The organism is Acinetobacter sp. 742879 (assembly GCF_000588535.1).
Classification (GTDB): domain Bacteria; phylum Pseudomonadota; class Gammaproteobacteria; order Pseudomonadales; family Moraxellaceae; genus Acinetobacter; species Acinetobacter pittii.
In genome coordinates this window covers 276,853-296,357 of sequence record NZ_JFYC01000001.1, presented here as the reverse complement: position 1 = coordinate 296,357, position 19,505 = coordinate 276,853, and the positions used below count along the sequence as shown (strand labels likewise).

The 19,505-nt window shown below is 35.0% G+C and carries 18 protein-coding genes, 1 tRNA gene and 1 pseudogene; 11 read left to right on the top strand and 9 right to left on the bottom strand.

What is annotated here, in order from left to right; translation table 11 throughout:
- The first annotated feature begins 42 nt into the window (after positions 1-42).
- On the top strand, positions 43-669 hold the full coding sequence (locus tag J690_RS06200; protein ID WP_032034795.1) for a sterol desaturase family protein: 627 nt from the start codon (positions 43-45) through the stop codon (positions 667-669).
- Positions 670-734: 65 nt separating this feature from the next.
- Here J690_RS06200 and J690_RS06195 read toward each other — a convergent pair whose 3' ends face one another.
- On the bottom strand, positions 735-1,586 hold the full coding sequence (locus J690_RS06195; protein ID WP_032034793.1) for a LysR family transcriptional regulator: 852 nt from the start codon (positions 1,584-1,586) through the stop codon (positions 735-737).
- A gap of 94 nt (positions 1,587-1,680) precedes the next feature.
- On the opposite strand from J690_RS06195, the gene J690_RS06190 reads away from it, so the two are divergent.
- From J690_RS06190 to J690_RS06180, 3 genes are all read left to right on the top strand, one after another.
- Positions 1,681-2,601 carry a DMT family transporter gene (locus J690_RS06190; protein WP_032034791.1) on the top strand — a complete coding sequence of 307 codons (921 nt, stop codon included), beginning with the start codon at positions 1,681-1,683 and terminating at the stop codon, positions 2,599-2,601.
- A gap of 234 nt (positions 2,602-2,835) precedes the next feature.
- Positions 2,836-3,300: a hypothetical protein gene (locus J690_RS06185; RefSeq protein ID WP_014206549.1), complete on the top strand. Its 465-nt coding sequence runs from the start codon at positions 2,836-2,838 to the stop codon at positions 3,298-3,300.
- A 241-nt stretch (positions 3,301-3,541) separates the two neighbouring features.
- A complete protein-coding gene (locus J690_RS06180) occupies positions 3,542-4,957 on the top strand; it encodes a purine-cytosine permease family protein (RefSeq protein ID WP_032034789.1) in 1,416 nt (471 codons plus the stop codon).
- Positions 4,958-5,006: 49 nt separating this feature from the next.
- Here the strand turns inward: J690_RS06180 and J690_RS06175 are convergent, their stop codons facing one another.
- Positions 5,007-5,444, bottom strand: coding sequence for a PACE efflux transporter (locus J690_RS06175; RefSeq protein ID WP_032003483.1), 438 nt, complete (start codon positions 5,442-5,444; stop codon positions 5,007-5,009).
- 89 nt (positions 5,445-5,533) lie between these two features.
- On the opposite strand from J690_RS06175, the gene J690_RS06170 reads away from it, so the two are divergent.
- Positions 5,534-6,418 carry a LysR family transcriptional regulator gene (locus J690_RS06170; protein ID WP_032034786.1) on the top strand — a complete coding sequence of 295 codons (885 nt, stop codon included), beginning with the start codon at positions 5,534-5,536 and terminating at the stop codon, positions 6,416-6,418.
- 1,108 nt (positions 6,419-7,526) lie between these two features.
- A tRNA-Ile gene (locus J690_RS06165) sits at positions 7,527-7,603 on the top strand.
- Between the two features lie 169 nt (positions 7,604-7,772).
- Here J690_RS06165 and J690_RS06160 read toward each other — a convergent pair.
- Positions 7,773-8,636: a heme oxygenase-like domain-containing protein gene (locus J690_RS06160; protein WP_017481649.1), complete on the bottom strand. Its 864-nt coding sequence runs from the start codon at positions 8,634-8,636 to the stop codon at positions 7,773-7,775.
- Positions 8,637-8,914: 278 nt separating this feature from the next.
- On the opposite strand from J690_RS06160, the gene J690_RS06155 reads away from it, so the two are divergent.
- The 3 genes from J690_RS06155 to J690_RS06145 all read left to right on the top strand — a co-directional run bounded on the left by J690_RS06155 (position 8,915) and on the right by J690_RS06145 (position 11,130).
- Positions 8,915-9,487, top strand: coding sequence for a TetR/AcrR family transcriptional regulator (locus tag J690_RS06155; protein ID WP_005076373.1), 573 nt, complete (start codon positions 8,915-8,917; stop codon positions 9,485-9,487).
- Between the two features lie 186 nt (positions 9,488-9,673).
- Complete coding sequence (locus tag J690_RS06150) at positions 9,674-10,219, top strand: 1-acyl-sn-glycerol-3-phosphate acyltransferase (protein ID WP_032034782.1); 546 nt, start codon at positions 9,674-9,676, stop codon at positions 10,217-10,219.
- Between the two features lie 161 nt (positions 10,220-10,380).
- The gene (locus J690_RS06145) at positions 10,381-11,130 is read left to right on the top strand and encodes a YebC/PmpR family DNA-binding transcriptional regulator (RefSeq protein WP_002114471.1); all 750 of its coding nucleotides are present in this window, start codon (positions 10,381-10,383) and stop codon (positions 11,128-11,130) included.
- Positions 11,131-11,175: 45 nt separating this feature from the next.
- On the opposite strand, the gene J690_RS06140 is transcribed toward J690_RS06145, so the two are convergent.
- Positions 11,176-11,646, bottom strand: a complete 471-nt coding sequence (locus J690_RS06140) for an Lrp/AsnC family transcriptional regulator (protein WP_002050132.1) — start codon at positions 11,644-11,646, stop codon at positions 11,176-11,178.
- Between the two features lie 344 nt (positions 11,647-11,990).
- Here J690_RS06140 and J690_RS06135 point away from each other — a divergent pair, with 344 nt between their 5' ends.
- Complete coding sequence (locus J690_RS06135) at positions 11,991-13,304, top strand: DcaP family trimeric outer membrane transporter (RefSeq protein WP_212771360.1); 1,314 nt, start codon at positions 11,991-11,993, stop codon at positions 13,302-13,304.
- A 51-nt stretch (positions 13,305-13,355) separates the two neighbouring features.
- On the opposite strand, the gene J690_RS06130 is transcribed toward J690_RS06135, so the two are convergent.
- From J690_RS06130 to J690_RS06110, 5 genes are all read right to left on the bottom strand, one after another.
- The gene (locus tag J690_RS06130; protein ID WP_002114298.1) at positions 13,356-14,099 is read right to left on the bottom strand and encodes an amino acid ABC transporter ATP-binding protein; all 744 of its coding nucleotides are present in this window, start codon (positions 14,097-14,099) and stop codon (positions 13,356-13,358) included.
- 13 nt (positions 14,100-14,112) lie between these two features.
- On the bottom strand, positions 14,113-14,790 hold the full coding sequence (locus J690_RS06125) for an amino acid ABC transporter permease (RefSeq protein ID WP_016145033.1): 678 nt from the start codon (positions 14,788-14,790) through the stop codon (positions 14,113-14,115).
- A 2-nt stretch (positions 14,791-14,792) separates the two neighbouring features.
- Entirely contained in the window at positions 14,793-15,635 is an 843-nt protein-coding gene (locus J690_RS06120; RefSeq protein ID WP_002114400.1) for an amino acid ABC transporter permease, read from the bottom strand.
- A 94-nt stretch (positions 15,636-15,729) separates the two neighbouring features.
- The gene (locus J690_RS06115; protein WP_005076378.1) at positions 15,730-16,623 is read right to left on the bottom strand and encodes an amino acid ABC transporter substrate-binding protein; all 894 of its coding nucleotides are present in this window, start codon (positions 16,621-16,623) and stop codon (positions 15,730-15,732) included.
- 533 nt (positions 16,624-17,156) lie between these two features.
- Positions 17,157-17,921 carry a glutathione S-transferase family protein gene (locus J690_RS06110; protein WP_005076380.1) on the bottom strand — a complete coding sequence of 255 codons (765 nt, stop codon included), beginning with the start codon at positions 17,919-17,921 and terminating at the stop codon, positions 17,157-17,159.
- A 345-nt stretch (positions 17,922-18,266) separates the two neighbouring features.
- Here J690_RS06110 and J690_RS06105 point away from each other — a divergent pair.
- Positions 18,267-19,502: pseudogene (locus J690_RS06105) on the top strand (SfnB family sulfur acquisition oxidoreductase).
- The last annotated feature ends 3 nt before the right edge of the window (positions 19,503-19,505 follow it).

Genomic DNA, 19,505 nt, shown 5'->3' with positions numbered 1-19,505 from the left:
TTTACAATGCATTTAAATTATGATTCATGAGAAGTAATTAGTATGCTCGGGTTTCCTGTCGGTATTTTTGTTGCAAATGGCCTTGAATGGTACTTCCATAAAGTTTGGTTACACGAATATCCAACTAAGTATCGTAACAGCCCTTTTTTTACTCATATTGCTCATCATAAACGTGCTCGCTTAAATAATTTTCATGATGAAGGTTATGCAGAATCAATGTTCAAAAATGCAGAAATTTATAATGAAAAAACAGCATTAATTAGTTTAGCTGGTGCTGCAACAGTATTCTTACCAGTAGCACCCTTTTTTACAGCTGGGCTTTATTATGGCTTATGGAATTATTGGCGTGTACATTCAAAAGCCCATTTAGACCCTGAATATGCTAAGAAACGCATCCCTTGGCACTATGATCATCATATGACAAGCAATCAAAATGCTAATTGGTGCGTTACCAAACCATGGTTTGACTATATTATGGGAACTAGGATCAAAACCGAGGTATCTCAAACCGAAAGCAACCCCTTAGGTATCAAATTACCTAAGTTGATAGAAAAACCAATTAATTTTGCTGCTCGACGCATACTTGCCAAATCGTATGCCAAAATTGATTTAAACTCCGATCAGGACCAATCTAATTTACGTAGAGGAATAGAAGTCAGTCTGGCTTAAAATTCATTCAAATATAAAAGCTGCGGACTCTAGTAGCTTTTATATAAATGGATAGCATTAACACATTAGACCTTAAAAGCTTCAAAACAAGACATAAGAAAGTCCATTACTAGTCGTATTGCAGGGCTATGCCGTAAATCTTCGTGTGTGACTAACCATATTTCAGCACTCATCGGATAATCATCTTGTAATCTGACCAAATTGCTAATAGCTCCTAAAAAATCTGGTAAGACCGCTAAACCAATTTCTCCACATGCAGCTCTCCACTGTAACTCGGGATTATTGGTAACCATTATCGGTTCTTTATGATTTAACCTTTCTTTTAACTTTTGCTGTTTTTGACCATGCACTCCCCCCACTTCTACACTAATCCAATCATAATTTTCAGGATCTGTTGAAGCTAAATAATTTGGACCTGCATATATTCCAAAAGGTATTTCACCTACTTTTCGAGCAACTAAATTTTCATCCTTAGGACGTCCAAATCGTACCGCAATATCGGCCTCACTATGCTGTAAAGAAACATAATGAACATCACCGAGCACCCGTAATTTTAATTGCGGATAATGGCGATAAAATTTACCCAAATGAGGCATGATGAGATGTGCAGCAGTTAAAGGAGGCATACTAATAGAGACACTTCCCATTACTTCTTGCTGACCTGCTTGAGTTAAACGTTCAATAGAAAAAGTTTCTTCCATCATACGAGCAACTACTTGTGCAAGACGTTCTCCGTCAGGAGTCAGAATGTATGTCCGTGGCCTACGATCAACTAATTTAAGTTTTAAATTTTGTTCTAGCTGGGCAATTCTTCTAGATACAGTTGCATGATCTACTCCCAATTTTCTGGCAGCAGCAGAAAGTGACTTTTCTTCTGTAAAAACTGAAAAGTAATGCAAATTTTCCCAATCAATCATTGTGCAAATTTTCACATTAGAAGTGTATTAATATGGAATTGTACACCTTTATAGATTTGTCGAGAATAAAACCTTTCTTAATGGGAGCGTGTCCATGAACAGAACGGTGGCTTATGCCTATGCTGGTGTTGTCTTAACGATGTTTTTTTGGGGATCTGCATTTAATGCAATGTCTTATATTATTCAACATATGCCCCCGTTATCTGCTGCGTCTGAACGTTTTTTTATTGCAAGTCTAGGCTTACTCTTAATCTTTTCAATAACAGGCCAGCTTAGATGGACAGCCTTAAGACAGAATCTAGCTATCTATCTGATTATTGGTATTATCGGAATTGCGGGATTTAACATTGGCTGTTTTTATGGACTTCAAACCACATCAGCTGTTAACGGTGCTTTAATTATGGCAACCACGCCATTAATGACTCTATTAATGACAATCCTTTTAGATGGTGAAAAACTTACTACTAATAAATTCTTAGGCGTTTTATTTGGCTTAAGTGGCGTGTTACTGGTGATTAGTCAGGGACATATAACGACTTTGCTGCACCTCAAAATAGACATTGGAGATCTATTTATATTATTGGGCGCATTTGGATTTTGTCTTGCAAATGTACTGTCTCGCCGTTATGTAAAAAATGCTACTCCCTTAGAAACAACAACTTTTTCTATGCTGTTCGGGGCAATAACACTTGGTTTGTTGAGTGTGATATTTGAAGATCCTCTTACAGCGATTACATCTGCCCCTATAAATGCGCACTTAGCCATGGGATATGTTGTTATCTGCTCTACCATGATTGCTTATCTATTCTGGTTTAATGGCATACAAAAGTTAGGTGCTGGTCGTGCTTCTGTCTTTTTTAACTTTGTGCCAGTGTTCAGTATGATAATTGCTCTACTTACTGGACAAGCCCTCAATATCTGGCAATTAGTAGGAACAGTTTTAGTAATGCTTGGTGTAATGAGTAGCGGAGGATTTTTTAAAATTAAAAGCACTCCACTTATGGCAAAACATTGAACAAAATAAGAAATATGCTGCTACATTAAAAATCTATACTTAATATGTAGCAGCATTTCAAGTATATAAATTATTTCTTTAAATTCTTATATTTTCAAAATATTTTTTACATTTGTGATGGTTTGTACAAAAGCTCATCTTAATTATTCCGTTGTAACAAATACTGTATGTTTCTTTAAAACTTAATAAAAGATTGCCATATATAGTTTTAAAACAACCAAAGGAGATATTAAAATGAAGCTGGATTTTACAACAATTGAAAAGCAAGCCAAATTGCTACAAGAAGAGCAAGAAAAGATCGAGCAACGTGATCATGAATTTCAAGTTGCTTTAGATAAACACAGAGAATCCCTTAAGAATTTATTTAAAGATCTTTTCTCTGACAGAGAAATTAAGACTGAAAATGGAGGTCACTTCTGTGTAACCTTCGGTGATTTCAAAATTTCCTTATTGATTGAAACTGCTAAATTTGAAAATGGCGTTCCTGTAAAATTAAACTCCGTAAACCCTGTTATTATTAAATGCAAGAAAGATAAGCCGATTGCAAAAGCACAGTTTACAGATGCAACCCAATATCTAGATAACCATTTAGACACCCCCAATTATCAGTATTATTTTAAGCAAGAAGATAAGACCCAACTGGTACAATTTTCTGAACTTCCCACTTATTTCCAACTTGTTTTAGACGCAAACGCATAAAATCGAGCCCTCTTCAGAGGGCTTTTTTATATATTATTTTTTTATCATTTAACTTTAAAAAAATAAAATCAGTCAAATACTTTTTCTATTTATCTATGAATTATTTAACTCAATTTTAACGTCCCATACTTCAAAAATATTTGATTCTTCTCAAAATTACTTGTATATACATGTTTATATTTGCTTATACAAATATGAATGAATAAGAATAGGATGGCTCTTAAAGGATAAGGAGAGTGAAATGGACTCATCGGCTGGGAAACCTAATAGTAGTTTTATAGAAAATAGAAGTATTGATTTTATTCCTGAAAATGAAAGACATGGCGGAGTATTTGCTCAATTCACCCTATGGTTCGGTGCCAACTTACAAATCACAGCCATTGTGACAGGCGCGCTAGCCGTTGTGTTAGGCGGAGATGTTTTTTGGTCTATTATCGGCTTATTAGTAGGACAATGTTTTGGTGCTGCCGTCATGGCACTGCATGCTGCCCAAGGTCCTAAACTTGGTCTCCCTCAAATGATTTCAAGCCGTGTGCAATTTGGGGTTTATGGCGCTTGTATTCCAATCATACTCGTTTGCCTTATGTATATTGGTTTTACCGCAACTGGAGAGGTATTAGCGGGTAAAGCAATTGCACATTTGGCACATGTCAGCAATACAACTGGTATCTTAATTTATGCAAGTTTAATCATTTTATTCGCAACGATTGGATACCGTTTAATCCATTTGGTAGGCAAAGTAGCCAGTATTATTGGTTTGATTGCTTTTGTGATTATTTTGACTCAGATCTTCGCACTTTCTGATTTTTCTGAACTCTTAGCAGTACGTCATTTCAGCTGGTCTTCATTCTTGTTAGCAGTTTCCCTTTCTGCTTCTTGGCAAATCTCTTTTGGCCCCTATGTTGCAGATTATTCTCGATATCTTCCAACTAAAACATCTTCATCTCGTGTTTTTTGGGCTGTCGGCTTAGGTTCTTTAATTGGCTCACAAATTTCTATGAGCTTAGGCGTTTTAATCGCTCAGGTTGCAAACGGCAATTTTGTCGGAAATGAAGTTCAATATGTTGTTGGTATGAACCCAATTGCCCTTGTCGTGACCTTTCTATATTTTAGTATCGCTTTTGGGAAAGTTACTCTGACAACCTTAAATGCCTATGGCAGTTTTATGTGTATTGCTACGATTTGGAATAGTTTCAAATCGACAAATCAAATCTCAAAAATAACAAGATTATTGATTGTCCTTGCTATGGTTGTAGTCTCAACCTTTATTGCAATTATAGGTGAACATACTTTTTTAAGCGCCTTTAAAGCATTTATTTTGTTTTTACTCACCTTTTTTATTCCGTGGAGTGCCATTAATCTTGTTGATTACTACTTTATCTCTAAAGAAGAATGTGATGTAGATGCACTCTATGATCCAAATGGTAAGTATGGCCGTTGGAATCGGATTGGAATTACCTGCTACTTTCTAGGTATTTTGATTCAACTGCCATTTATTGATAGTAAATTTTATACGGGACAAATTGCGGCAATGCTAGGAGGAATCGATTTATCGTGGCTCGTAGGTCTTATTTCTACTGCTTTGATTTATTACATTTTCGCCAAGAAAGCTCAACTCAAGTTTTCAAAACAGTTAGTCATTGATCAAATCAAATAATGAAACTAGATAAGCTATCAACGTCGATTACCTTGATAGCTTTTTACGGTTATTCTGATAGCGCTTTAGCCTGTGCCGAAATAGGCAATCCAAATAACTTATCAAAACTCCAATTAAATATAAAAGTATAGATAGGAATAATGATAATAAAGGCCACATCTAACCAAAAAGCAGCAATCAAGGAAATATCCATCCACCATGAAATAAGAGGAATTAAAAACAGAACCAAAGTAAGCTGAAAACCGATGGCATGTCCAACTCTACGCTTAACTGTACGGATATGACTGCTTTGTTTAGCTTCCCATTTCTCATATAAAATATTGTAGATAAAATTCCAAGTTACAGCGATGGTCGTAATCATGACAGATAGTGGTCCAGTATGTTCAACACTATCACCTGCCAAAATCGCTAATCCTACTGATGAAATAACCATTCCGATTATTTCATAGGAAGAAACATATACAATTCGACGCTTTATACCTTGCATAATCACTAAACTCTGCTTAATTGCTTATATTTTAATTTCAGTCAAAATCATATATAAAGTTAATAGCTTTCAGTTCAGCTGATATCAAAATGAATTTTAACAGTGAAAATATTGAACTTTTCATAACGGTACTCGATACAGGTTCTTTCTCTGCGGCTGCTCGTAAACTAAATCGAGTCCCCTCAGCAGTAAGTATGGCCGTTGCTAATTTAGAAGCAGAATTGGGTTATATATTATTTGAACGGACTCCTCGAAAGGTCATTCCTACCGCTACAGCATTAGCCTTGGAACCTCAAGCACGGATCATTTCTGAACAACTTAGGCTATTTAGCACTCATGCACATGAACTTTCTTTAGGACTTGAAAGTAAATTGCGTATTGGCGTTGTTTCCGATGTAAATACAAAATTATTATTCCATTCAATAAAGAAACTAGCCGATAAATTCCCTTTACTAAACATAGAAGTTATTACTGCTCCCCAAGACGACATTGTTAATTTACTTTATACGGAGCAAATCAGTCTTTGCTTAGCGGGTTCAGACCTCAATATAAAAATGCGCGAGAATCTACAATTGGTAATGACTGAAACAGTGGCGGCTGCGATTTCTTCTAACCACGCTCTTCTACAAGATAGAACAAAGCAGTTTTCTATTGAAGAATTAATCAATATTAGACAAATTGTTGTGGCGAGTAGTGAACATGAAATGAAAGATCCCCGTTCAATTATTGGTGCAATGTACTGGAAAACCAATAGTCTACAAACAGCAATTAATATGGTTGAAGCTGGACTTGGTTGGGGAAACTTTCCATTATCACTAGTACAAGATAAAATTGATCAAGGTCACTTAGTCCTTTTAGATTTTAAAAATACAAAAAATCATTTACCTCTATCTATTTATTTAATTTGGCTCCAAGACCGCCCTTTACCTAAAGCAGCTAGAGAGTTAATTCAAATTATTCAAGAAAATTTATAAAACTTTATAGGTTAGTTCTGAAAGTCTAAGGATTTTTATAATTTTGATTCTTGTTAAATCTAGTTTATTTAAAGCTTAAGCTCATTACTCTGTACCATATCTCTAAATACTACTAAAAACAAAAAGCCTACTTAGAAAGTAGGCCTCTTGTTGTATTTCAGGATTAAGCAATAATATTTTGTTTTGTAAAAAATACACTTATACTTTATTAAAACCAAGTGTTTTAGTCAAGAATAAAGTTTATAAGATACAAACATTTGTATTGTTGTGAAGACAATCACAATTTAGGTTTCATATAGAAAATACTTTAGAGACGGAAAGGTATTTTAATGATAAAAATTTCTATTATCACCCTTAACAGCTTCTTTAGAAAAACACAACAAACACCTTAAGAAAAAGTATTATATTTTAATTAAATTTATTTGCATCAAAAAAAATTGAATCCGTTTATTCGTTAGTTTTATGTTTCATTATTAAAGTTGTTAACTTTATATCTTAATGTTTACTTTTTTAAGTTGAGTTTAAATTTCAAGCTAATCTAAAAATTAATAATACTATTTTCTTAAGTAATTTGGCCCTAATAGTCTATATTTTTTACTACATATAGGCTAGAACTCTATTAATAGAATTATTGTAACTATTATTTTTCGAAATATATAATTAAAAAGGCAATCTACCATATATCTAAAGCTTAATTACAATATAAAAATATATAATATTTTTAATCACCATTTATATTTATCTTAAATAAGCTTTTTCTAATTCTATATTTTCACAACACACAAACAGCACATCTACAATTTCTGCTTATATTTTAAACAAAATTTATTTTATATAAATTAATGTCTCAAACTACAAATACAATTAAGTCATCGTCACAATAGATTGTTGGAATAAATTCTAATTGATCGATAAATAACTTCTCCCACTTTACTCTTGAAGTACACATAAGCTAGAATCACTATCGCTTGAAATATTAACCAATAAGACACAATATTTTTGGGTTTAGTTTGCGTCTACTTCAGAAAATGACTTGTGTTTAATTAAAAAATTGATTAGTATTGCACGCACTGAAAAGCATTGAGATTAAAAGCTTTTCTGACTTATAGGGCCTATAGCTCAGTTGGTTAGAGCAGCGGACTCATAATCCGTTGGTCCACAGTTCAAGTCTGTGTGGGCCCACCAAATACCGAACCTCATAAACAAAAAGTTTATGGGGTTTTTTAATATATATCCAAATAAAATATGCTTTACTCTTATAAAAAATACTCAAAATTTAAATTTATTTTATCCCTAAATTTTAGATGTTTTAAAATACACTTACGTTCCGTACTAAATATCCATCTTTCATCTATTAAGCTAAGATTTGCTTTCGCATTGGCTCAGAATTATCTAATTGTGTATCCCAGAACTTTTCCCATAAATCACAATACTCTAAGCACAATTTTTCAATATAGTTATAGTCTTCTTCTGTACAAGCTTGCATCAAGACATACCATAAATCTTCTTCATGATCATCATCTGCTGCTTCAGCACTTTCATCCTCAGAGATACCATGTACATGATAATAACCACCACCCTCCACATCTAGACCAACTGCTTTAGTAGCTCTACGTAAAGGTGGACTATACAGAATGACTTCTTCTTCTGCGACTGCTAATAAGGCTGAAACAGCTTTATAGTCATCATAAGCATTTTCTAAAAATACTCTAACCTGATCTGCAATTTCAGTCGGATGATAAGTTAGACGATCTTGTTCTGTAATACCGAAATCATTCAATATATCTTCAAATAAAGGATAATGAGCATATTCAGGATTTCCCTGATAGTAGCCGTCTTTATCCAATCCTGGCCGAAATCCAAACTCATCAAAAATATTTAAACTCAAAAGAAAACGCGGGAACATTTTTGCACCAGCATGCAATCTCGGCTCTAATTGTTTAGTTTGAAATTGGGCCATGAGCAATGCATCAGTAAAAGTTTGCACAATTGCATGACGATACTCTAAATGAATTTTTTTTAAATCTTCTTTATTAATTTCGCCATTATTTAAAGTATCGATTGCAGGATGATGAGATACAGGATGTTTCGCAATCTTTGCTCTTAATCGGGTCAAAAAGTTTGAATTTTTTTCCCATAGTTCAGCTGAAATGCTTTGTTTCATCCCTGCGAGTGCTTTCTTTCTAGGATTATTAAAATTCTCAAATTTCTTAGGCATATCCGCTCTCATTAAACTTATTGAAGCATGATCGATTTTTACATATTTTATTATAAAAACAATGACTTAAATTAATATTTAAATATGTTCCTTCATTGATTAATATTAGAATTAAAATCGTACGAAATCAAATAAAAAATTTAAAAAAACTCCAATTAATGATAATCATTATCACAATCTCAACTTGAATCAAAATCAGTTTTTTATTATCATAATTTGTATTAAAAATTTAATATTTTAGATTAAGTTATAATTAGTTTTAACTATATGGAATAGTAATGTCAAAAAAAGAAGATATTATAAATACTGCTTTAAATTTATTTAATCAGATTGGGTACAATGCTACTGGTGTTGACCGTATTATTGCTGAATCAAATGTTGCAAAAATGACTTTTTATAAATATTTTCCGTCAAAGGAAAATTTAATTATGGAATGCTTGCAACATCGAAATATAAATATTCAAAACTCAATCAATGAACAATTAAGTTTACATCAAGATGCTAGTCCTCTTGAGCAAATTCATATTATTTTTAATTGGTATATTGAATGGATCAATAGCGAAACATTTAATGGCTGTTTATTTAAAAAGGCATTTATTGAAGTATCTAAACAATATACTTCAATTCGTGAACCATTTTATGAATATACAAAATGGTTGACTAATCTGTTACATGAAAAACTTACTCAGTTAGGTATAGAAAACCCAACTCCCCTTGTTCATATCATTATTTCTATTATTGATGGGATGATTATTGATGGAACGACCGATAAAAACCTTATTAACCCTGAAAAAATTTGGAAATATATTGAATATTTAATTAATGAAGAGATACCACAGCCAGTATCTTAATTTTAAAATTATCTAGGTTTATTACTTTAAGACGAAGTTTGAGAAAAATAAAAAAAGAACTTTTTAATTATTTTAGAACTTAGATAATCCTTAACTTTTGTGCTCTACTTTAGCTTTCATAATTTTTCTAGGCTTTTTTACAAACTCATATTAGAATCCTGAAAATTTATCAATTTGCACTGATTTATGAAAAAATTTCTAGGTAACTCTATCTTTAAAGCCGTTGGTTGGACCTACAATGTAGACCCACAAATTCTTGAGAAAAAACAAGTTATTATTGGCTTTGAACACACCTCAAATCTAGATGCAGTGCTCTCGATTGCCCTCTTCCAAATGTTAGACATCAAAATTCATACTCTAATAAAGAAAGAACTTTTCAAAGGCCCCCTTAAGCCAATTTTAGAAAAATTGGGTGGCATTCCTGTTGATCGTAAAGGAAGTAAAGATATCGTTTCGCAAATGGTTGAACAATTTCAAACCCATGAAACATTTAATTTAGTAATTGCTCCAGAAGCTACACGTGCTAAAGATGGCTCTGAACGTAAGCCTATCCGTACAGGTTTTTGGCATATTGCAAAAGCAGCCAATGTTCCTATTGTTTTAATGTATGCCAATGCTCGAAGTAAACAAGGTGGGATTTTAGGTAAAATTTACCCGACTGATTTACAAAAAGACTTGGAAACCATTAAAGAGCTGTACGCTCAATTTGGTATAGATGTAAAAATTAACTAAATCAAATTGGACTTGATTTGACCTAATCTCACTCATTAGGTCTTAAGCTTATTGTTCTTATTCAATTGGCTAACAAAACGCAGGGCAACAGTTTTCAACAAAACCAAGCCTATGCTAATATTCCAGCACTTTTGCATTTTCTTTTTTTGGAGTTCACGTCCATGGCGGGTCATTCTAAATGGGCCAATATTAAGCATCGTAAAGCTAAACAAGATGCAAGTCGCGGTAAAGTTTTTACTAAATATATTCGTGAAATTGTGACTGCTGCCAAACTTGGTGGTGGAGATCCTGCTAGCAACCCTCGTCTGCGTGCAGTAGTTGAAAAAGCTCTCTCAGTTAATATGACACGTGACACCATTAACCGTGCTATCCAACGTGGTGCTGGTGGTGAAGATAATGATGATTTAAAAGAAGTAACTTATGAAGGTTATGGGGTTGGCGGGGTTGCTGTTCTTGTTGAAACAATGACAGATAACTTAAACCGTACAGTACCAGACGTACGTCACTGTTTTAGTAAAACAAATGGTAACTTAGGAACTGCGGGTTCTGTATCTTATCTATTTACTAAACGTGGTGAGATTACTTTTGAAGATGTTTCTTTAGAAGATAAAATCATGGAAGTTGCTTTAGAAGCTGGCGCTGAAGATATTGAAGTTTCAGAAGATGAAATTTTGGTAATCACTTCACCAGAAACTTTCGGTGAAGTACAAGATGCCCTTACTGCTGCTGGTTTAAAATCTGATAACGCAGAAGTTGTGATGAGTCCATCTACAAAAGCTGAAATTACCGATGTTGACCAAGCAAAACAAATTCTTAAAATGATTGATATGTTTGAAGATCTTGACGATGTACAAAACGTTTATACTAACGTTGAATTCTCGGATGAGGTTTTGGCTCAACTTGATGCTTAAATCAAACATTTGAATCAAAGAAAACGCACCATTTGGTGCGTTTTTTTATAGCTTGTTCAGCAAGTTATAGCAATTAAATACATTATATTCTTTAATGACAAAGCTAGAATGCAAAGCAACTACATTGTCGATTTTTCCAATACGTCTTAATAAAATTTCACTGTAGTCATCCATGTTGCGTGCTACAAGCTCTAAAATAAAATCAGCACTCTGCCCCGTTACCAAGAATGCATTAGTTACTTCTGGAATTGCTTCTATTTCAGACAGAAACTTATCAAATGTTTCACTATCATGTTTACTCAATGAAACTTGCAATAAAATATGTAAAGTAAAACCAAGCTTACTAAAATTAATTTCCCTTTTAAGCTGCCCCATGATATTGGCTTCAATCAGGTGCTTAATACGGCGATGTACAGAACTGACTGACAGATTGATCCGTTCTGAAAGTTCATTCAAATTTAAGTCTTCATGAGACAAAATTTCTAGAATTTGTTTATCAAAACGATCTAACTCCACTCTTATCTCCAGCCAGAATTTCACAGTAAAGACAGTATAACCCTATACCACCACCTCTGCATTGAAAATACAAAGGTTTATAAACAGTAAAACTCTATTTCCTTTATAGAGCCTAATTCTTTTATGCCTTTTAAACGTGCAAATAGTGTCAGGGGCGATTCATTTTAGAGAGTCGGTTTATGCTTAAATCTGTTTTATCGATGCAAACTCCTTATTCTCACTACTATTTAACGCTAAAAAGGAAGTAATCATCAAAATTTGACTATTTTTCAAGTTTCTTAAAGTTGGCATCATTTTTGTTATGTATTTGCAGGAAAATTTTTATCCATGTCGGGGGAGTTCCTGTGAATAAAATCAAAACACTAGTATTAGCAATGAGTTCTTTAGGTGCAATGAGCGTGACGATGCCTGTGCATGCCGCTACAGATGCTGAAGTTAACGCCTTACGTGATGAAGTAAAGGAGTTAAAACAACTCGTCCAGAAACTATCTGATCAACAAAAAACAGCTTTAACTGTCACTGCTCCAGCAACAACTCCCGCAGCACCTTCTACCCCTACACCTCCTGCATCCAAACCAGGTTGGATGGCTATGGCCGATGGGCAAACTCAAGTCAAGCTTTATGGTAGTGTTCGCGCAGATGCAACCTATGACTTTAAAGGTTCAAATGGCAGTATTTCAAATGGTGCCAATTATCCACTCAATAAAGATGATCCAAAACAAGACTCACTAAATGTATCTGCAGCAACTTCACGAATTGGCTTAGATATTTCTCGTCCAACTCAATATGGAGATTTAACAGGTAAAATTGAAGCCGATTTCATGGGTGGCAATGGAGATAATGGCAATGGTACTTTCCGTGTTCGTCATGCCTATATGTCTTTAGGAAAATGGTTAGCTGGTCAAACAACCTCACCCTTTGTAAACACAGATACATCACCAGAAACTGTAGATTTTAATGGCGCTATTGGTACAGGTACTACACGTACAGTACAGGTTAGATACACCCAGCCAATTAATGCACAACAAAAAATATTAGTTGCCTTAGAAGGCGGTGATGTTGAAAAAGCTGGTAATGCTGCTGGTGGAAGCCGTTTTCCTGCTTTAACAGCTCGATATGATTTCAAAACTACGGATAACAAAGGCCTATTACAGTTACATGGTCTTGCCCATGAAAACCGTGTAGCTCCAAAAGATAGCACTTCTGAAGAGAAATTTGGCTGGGGTGTCGGTGTTGGTGGTAAATATGATTTAACGCCTCAAGATAGCGTGGTTGCTAATTACTATCATGTTAAAGGCGATGGTCGTTACTTACTTTATAGCAATTCGGCTTATAACTATGACACAACAACACAAGATATTAATTTAGGAGAATTCGATAGCGCAGTAATTGGATATCAACGGAAATGGAGCCCTATCCTCCGCTCTACTTTTGCTGTAGGTGGTATTCAATATAAAGATGATAATGTCTATGCAAATAGCAATTTAACCAATACTAGCTATAACAAAGAAATTTACAACGCTTTAGTCAATTTAATCTGGAACCCAGTTAAAAATATTGATTTAGGAGCAGAATATACTTACGGTCAACGTGAAACTTTTGCAGGTGACAAGGGTGATTATTCACGTATTAACCTACTAGCAAAGTATAGCTTCTAAAAATTAGATATAAAAAAAGAGCCTTTAATGGCTCTTTTTTTATTAAAGTTATTAGTGCATCGCCTGAATTTTTTCTAAGAAAAGTTTAGCACGCTCATGACGAGCTTCTAAATTATCAAAGAACTCATGGGTTGGGCAGTCTTCTAAAATTTTACCTTCATCCATAAAAATTAAACGGTTAGATACTCTTTTAGCAAAGCCCATTTCATGAGTAACACACATCATGGTCATGCCTTCATGTGCGAGCTGCACCATAACTTCAAGAACCTCACCAACCATTTCAGGATCAAGTGCAGAAGTTGGTTCATCAAACAACATACAGATTGGGTCCATAGACAAGCCACGTGCAATCGCTACGCGTTGCTGCTGACCACCCGACAACTGCCCCGGAAATTTATCTTTATGAGCAAGTAAGCCTACACGCTCTAAATATTTCAAACCTTTTGCACGAGCATCTGCAACTGAACGCTTTAACACTTTAACTTGAGCAATCGTCAAATTTTCCAAAACAGTCATGTGCGGAAAAAGCTCAAAGTGCTGAAAGACCATTCCCACTCGTGAACGGAATTTAGCAAGATCTGTTTTTGGATCTTTAAGTGAAATTCCATCAACAATAATGTCACCTTGTTGAAATGGTTCTAAAGCATTTACTGTTTTGATGAGTGTTGATTTTCCCGAACCAGATGGTCCGCAAACAACAACGACATCACCTTTTTCAATACTCGTCGTGCAATCTGTTAAAACCTGAAAATCACCATACCATTTAGAGATATGTTGGATGTCTATCATTGGCATTTAAAATCTCCAATTAGCGAATGATGGCAATTTTTTGCTGTAAGCGTTTGACTAAATGCGACAGCACAAACGAACTACAGAAATACACTACAGCGACGATTAAATAGAATGTTGCTTTTGTTTCAGGTCCATACGTATTAGCCAATGTATCTGCACGGCCTAAAAAGTCAGGTGCACTAATCACATAAACTAAAGAGATGTCCTGAAATAGAATGATTGTTTGAGTTAACAATACTGGGAGCATATTACGGAAGGCTTGAGGTAATACCACGTAGCGCATTGATTGACCGTAGGTAAAACCTAGCGCATAGCCTGCATGTACCTGACCTTTTGAAATAGACTGAATTCCAGAACGTACAATTTCCGAGAAAAAAGCTGCTTCAAAAATAGCAAAGGTCACGACACTCGAAAATAATGGTCCCCAATAGGTATCAGATTGAAACTCAAATATTTTCGGCAACAAAAAGTAGAAGATAAAGATCACCTGAATCAGTGGAATACCACGAAACAGATCAACATAAAATTTTGCAAAATTACTTGCGATGGCATTGCTAGATAAACGCATCATTGCCAATGGGGTTCCAATTAAGATACCGCCCATCATTGCTAATACCGTTACGGTAAGCGTAAAAATGAAACCTTCTTTGAGTGCCGCGATCACATCAGGGTTTTGTAATAAAGAAAAATCCATGATTACTTCCCTCCTGAACCTAAGCCAGGTACAGCCATTCGTTTCTCAATCCATGCCATCACAAACTTAATGCTATAAGTGATAATCAAATAAACAGGTGTAGAGAGAATAAGAATGATAATGTCCTGAGAAGTTTCTTCACGCATGGTTTTCGTGTAAGCAAAGAAATTCAATACACTCAACGCATATAAAACAGCTGAGTTTTTAAAAACGTTCATTGCTTCAGATGTAATCGTTGGCCATACTGTACGATATGCAACCGGTAAAATGACATAACGATAGCTTTGTGCAGTAGTAAAACCCATAGCGGAAGCTGCGAACTTCTGTCCACGAGACACGGTATTAATTCCGGCACGTATGTGCTCAGATACACGGGCAGCCGTGTAGAGACCTAATGCAAAAACACCAATAACCGCAGGTTGCTGATTTAAAATATTTTTCCACCAACCACCAGCAACTACATCCCCACTACCTGCACTTAAGCTGTCCGGTAAAAACTCGGGAAAAACAAAAGCCCAGAAGAATAGTTGCACAATAAGTGGAATATTACGGAAAATTTCAACGTAACAATTGCCGATAAATGCGAGAGGTTTGTTGGGTAATGTACGAATTACCCCTAGGAGAGAACCTAATAAAAATGCGATAAGAAAGGCTATAATAGCTGTCCAAACCATAGTGAACACGCCTGAACCTAACATTTGTAACCATGTGGGTGCCTCAGCATAAGCATTGTAGCTTGAGCTACCAATAGCTTTACAAACTGATTCTGCCCATGCGGCTTTATCGACACCATATTCATTAGACTCCGCACAGAATATAGTCCAGTTTAGCGAGCCGACTGACATGTTTGCCCCTTAAATTAATATCTTTAGAAAATAGACCACTTGTGCAAATGAATCTTTACACTTACACAAGTAAATTTAGGACAAAAAGATCCAGTTAGATTCCTGCATCTGTTGGGTTAGCTTTTAATTTCTTATAAGATGAACTTTGTTGCATGTTCAAATTCGTGTTTTTTGGTGGAATTGGAGATAAGAACCACTTCTTATATAAAGCGTCCATTTTACCAGTTTTCCACAAGTTATTTACAGTACGGTCTGCAACCGCTTTAAATTTTGGATCATCTTTAGCAAGCATAATTCCATAAGGTTCAGATGAAAGTACCGGACCTACAATTGCGAAAGCTTTAGGTGTAGAAGACTTAGCAATCAAGCCTGCTAAAATATTATCATCCATTACAAATGCAGCAGCACGGCCAGATGCCATCATGGCAAAAGAGTCAGCATGATCTTTACCATAAATATTTTGAACATTAACTGCCTGACCTTTTTCATTCATCTTGATGTATTTGTCAGATGTAGTGCCTTGAGTAGTAACAACTGCTTTACCATTTAAGTCCGCCAAACTCTTAATGCCAGAGTTTGCTTTAACAGCCATGCGCACTTCTGTTGCATAGTAGTTAGTTGAGAACCCAACTTGTTGCTGACGTTGTTTAGAGTTTGTAGTGGTACCACATTCCATATCGATATTGCCTGCCAAAAGCTCAGGAATACGTGTTGATGAAGTTACTGCCTTATACTCAACTTTTAAGCCAGGCATTTTCAATTCTTTTTTAATGTCATTTGCAAACTGGTTACAGATATCGACTGCATAACCTACTGGTTTACCTGCAACAACATATGAAATTGGATCTGAGGATTCTCGATGACCAATTACGATTTTTCCGGTACTTTTAATTTTAGCTAATGTATCTGCTGCTTGAATTTGAGAAGTAGCGCCAACCGTACAAAGCATAACTGTTGAAATAATGAGAGAGGTTGCAGAACGTTTCATAAGAACTCCTTGATGATCATTCTCTCTATTTATCTATAGAATCATTCATATAGAGCAATAGAGTGATTTTTTATTAAAATGCAATTATCGAGCCAACTTTTCCAAGTCGGACCCATCCATTTGCTTCACTTATTCTATTCAATCTGTTTTGCAGAATTAATACCTTTAAAACTGCTCACATGTTTCTACTTTAATCTATGTTTTAATCTTCTGTCTATTATTAAGCTCATCTATTTACACTTAAATGTGGCAATTATTGATTACATTGTAAACACATGCACAATAAAGTGGCTTAACTTTGGCTAAAAATAGTATTTAGAAAAATTGTATTTTCCAAAAAATCATAAAAATTAAAGTTATTAGTCATTTAGATAAAATGGAATTTATATTGTAAAAAGTAATCTTGGCATCAAAATAATATAAACAAATGGCTTAATAAAAATCATTTAGAAAATTGATAGTAATATCTACATTAATAAAATAACTAGCAAAGATAAAAATAAGCCCCGATTTTCTCAGGGCATTTTATAATTTTAAATTCCTCGCCAATCTACTCGCGCATTACGCTCAGTTTGATATATTCTTAAAACATACTGACCTAGAGGTAAATCGAGTAAATTTTGCTGATAGTTATTCCATTCTTCCGAAACACCTTCAGCCTCTTCCCGCTCCCACGGCGTACCCTTTATTTCTAATAAAGGAGCAAGCATAGAACATACAGAAATATCAGCAAGACTTAAGCGATCGCCTACCATATAACGTGCCTGATTTTCGATTAAGCAGTTATTTAGTTCATTTATGAGTTCATCCATGCGCTCTTTTGACTGGTTGACTAGCTCTTCTTCAAGTTTATAGTTCTTCTTTACCAGTGTTTTGAGGAATGGCTTCGATATTTTTTCAAACTGACGTAAATAGCCTTGTTCACCCATCATAATTTCTAAAGCATGGTCTCCATGCGCCAACGTGTGAGCTAGAGCCCAACGACGGACATGAATACCCAGCTCATCAGCCAAGCTATCTATTTTTAATGTTTGCTGTCTTAATTGTTCATCACGACGTAACAGTGAATGCTCCGGATAAGTATCATCCAGATAAAGTGCAATCTTGGTTGATTCAGCAATCCATTGATGGTCATCTTTCAAAATTGGCAATAAATTTTGGCCTGTTTTGAGTTGTGCAAAAGCACGATGAAACCCTGGAATTAAGTTATGAGCCACATAATCAAGTTCTTTATGGTCTAACAACCAGCGAGCTTTTTCACAATAATGGGACAAAGGAAACTGATACAAAACCCGCATAAAATCTCCACGTTTATTTTTATTTGACTATTTGTACAAAAATGGTCGTCGGTAAGTAGATACTTTAGAAGCTATTTTTAGTTAAAACAATGGATATTGTGCTCATTTTTCACTGACACTTAAGTCTATTTTTTTTATATCTTTTTTTACCGTACTTATTGCTCTTTTTCATATTAAAACCAATTCTATTATTATTTTTCCACATAATAACCTTAAACTATTGTTTTTTAAAATCTTTTAATATCTCTATTTTTTCATTAAAAAGCAAAAAAAATGCTTTGCACTTTATTTCATAAGCTGAGCATAAGTCCTCGTTTAGTGGAAAAATATTTCTTTTGTAAGGTAATGACAGCAATACAAGGTGTCATTATGTCTAATTCTCTATCAAAAACGACTGCCTACGTCCAAATCATTCAAAATGATCAACAAGCGATTAATGCTGCTTATCAAGTGGCGGATTATGCTTTAGAGGGTCGTAATACACGTGATCAACAACGCTTATTACCACATGAGCAAATCGAAAACTTTAGTCAAAAAGGCTTAGGGGGAATTCGCATTGCAAAAAAATACGGCGGTGCTTTTGTTTCCAATAAAACTTTGGCTCAAGTTTTCCGTATTTTAAGTAAAGGTGATGCGAATGTTGGTCAGATTCCACAAAATCAGATTAGCCTTTTAAACCTGATCGAAATTATGGGCACAGAACAACAAAAACAATTTATCTTTTCAGAAATATTGGCAGGCAAACGTCTTGCTAACGGTGGGCCAGAACGTAATACCCATGATTCAAAAACCTTAAAAACCACTCTTACTGTTGAGAACGGCAAATATATTTTAAACGGCGAAAAGTTTTATTCTACAGGTACGAGCTTTGCGCATTGGCTCGCAATTAAAGCAATTCATCCCGAAGGCCATGTGGTTTTAGTCATTGTTAACCGAGACGCTCAAGGTATTGAAGTTATTAATGACTGGAATGGATTTGGGCAACGTACGACAGCGAGCGGTACAGTTAAATTAAATCAAGTTGAAGTTAATCCTGAACTTATTTTTGATGAACGATTATTGACGCAAACCCCAACCTATCGCGGTGCCTATTCACAGTTATTACAAGTTGCCATTGATGTAGGCATCGCTGAAGCCGCATTTGACGATACTTTATCAACCATACACAAAGCACGTCCAATTATTGATGCAAATGTTGAAAAAGCTAGCTTTGAACATTACACCCTACAAGAAGTAGGTAAGTTAAATATTTTGCTCGATGCTGCAATTTTACTGCTTGATGAAGCTGCTGAATATTTGGATGAACTTGACCACCTTCAAACGGTGACTGATGAACAAGTAGCTAAAGCTTCAATTTTGGTCGCAGAAGCGAAAGTCTATGCCAATGATGCTGCTCTACAAATCTCTGAAAAACTACTAGAGCTAGGCGGTAGTCGTTCAAGTTTAAGCCAACACAATTTAGATCAACATTAGCGAAATGCCCGTGTACATACCTTACACGACCCTGTTCGCTGGAAATTACATGCCATTGGCAATTATTACCTTAATGGTCATTTCCCTGCCCGCCATGCTTGGATTTAAGGA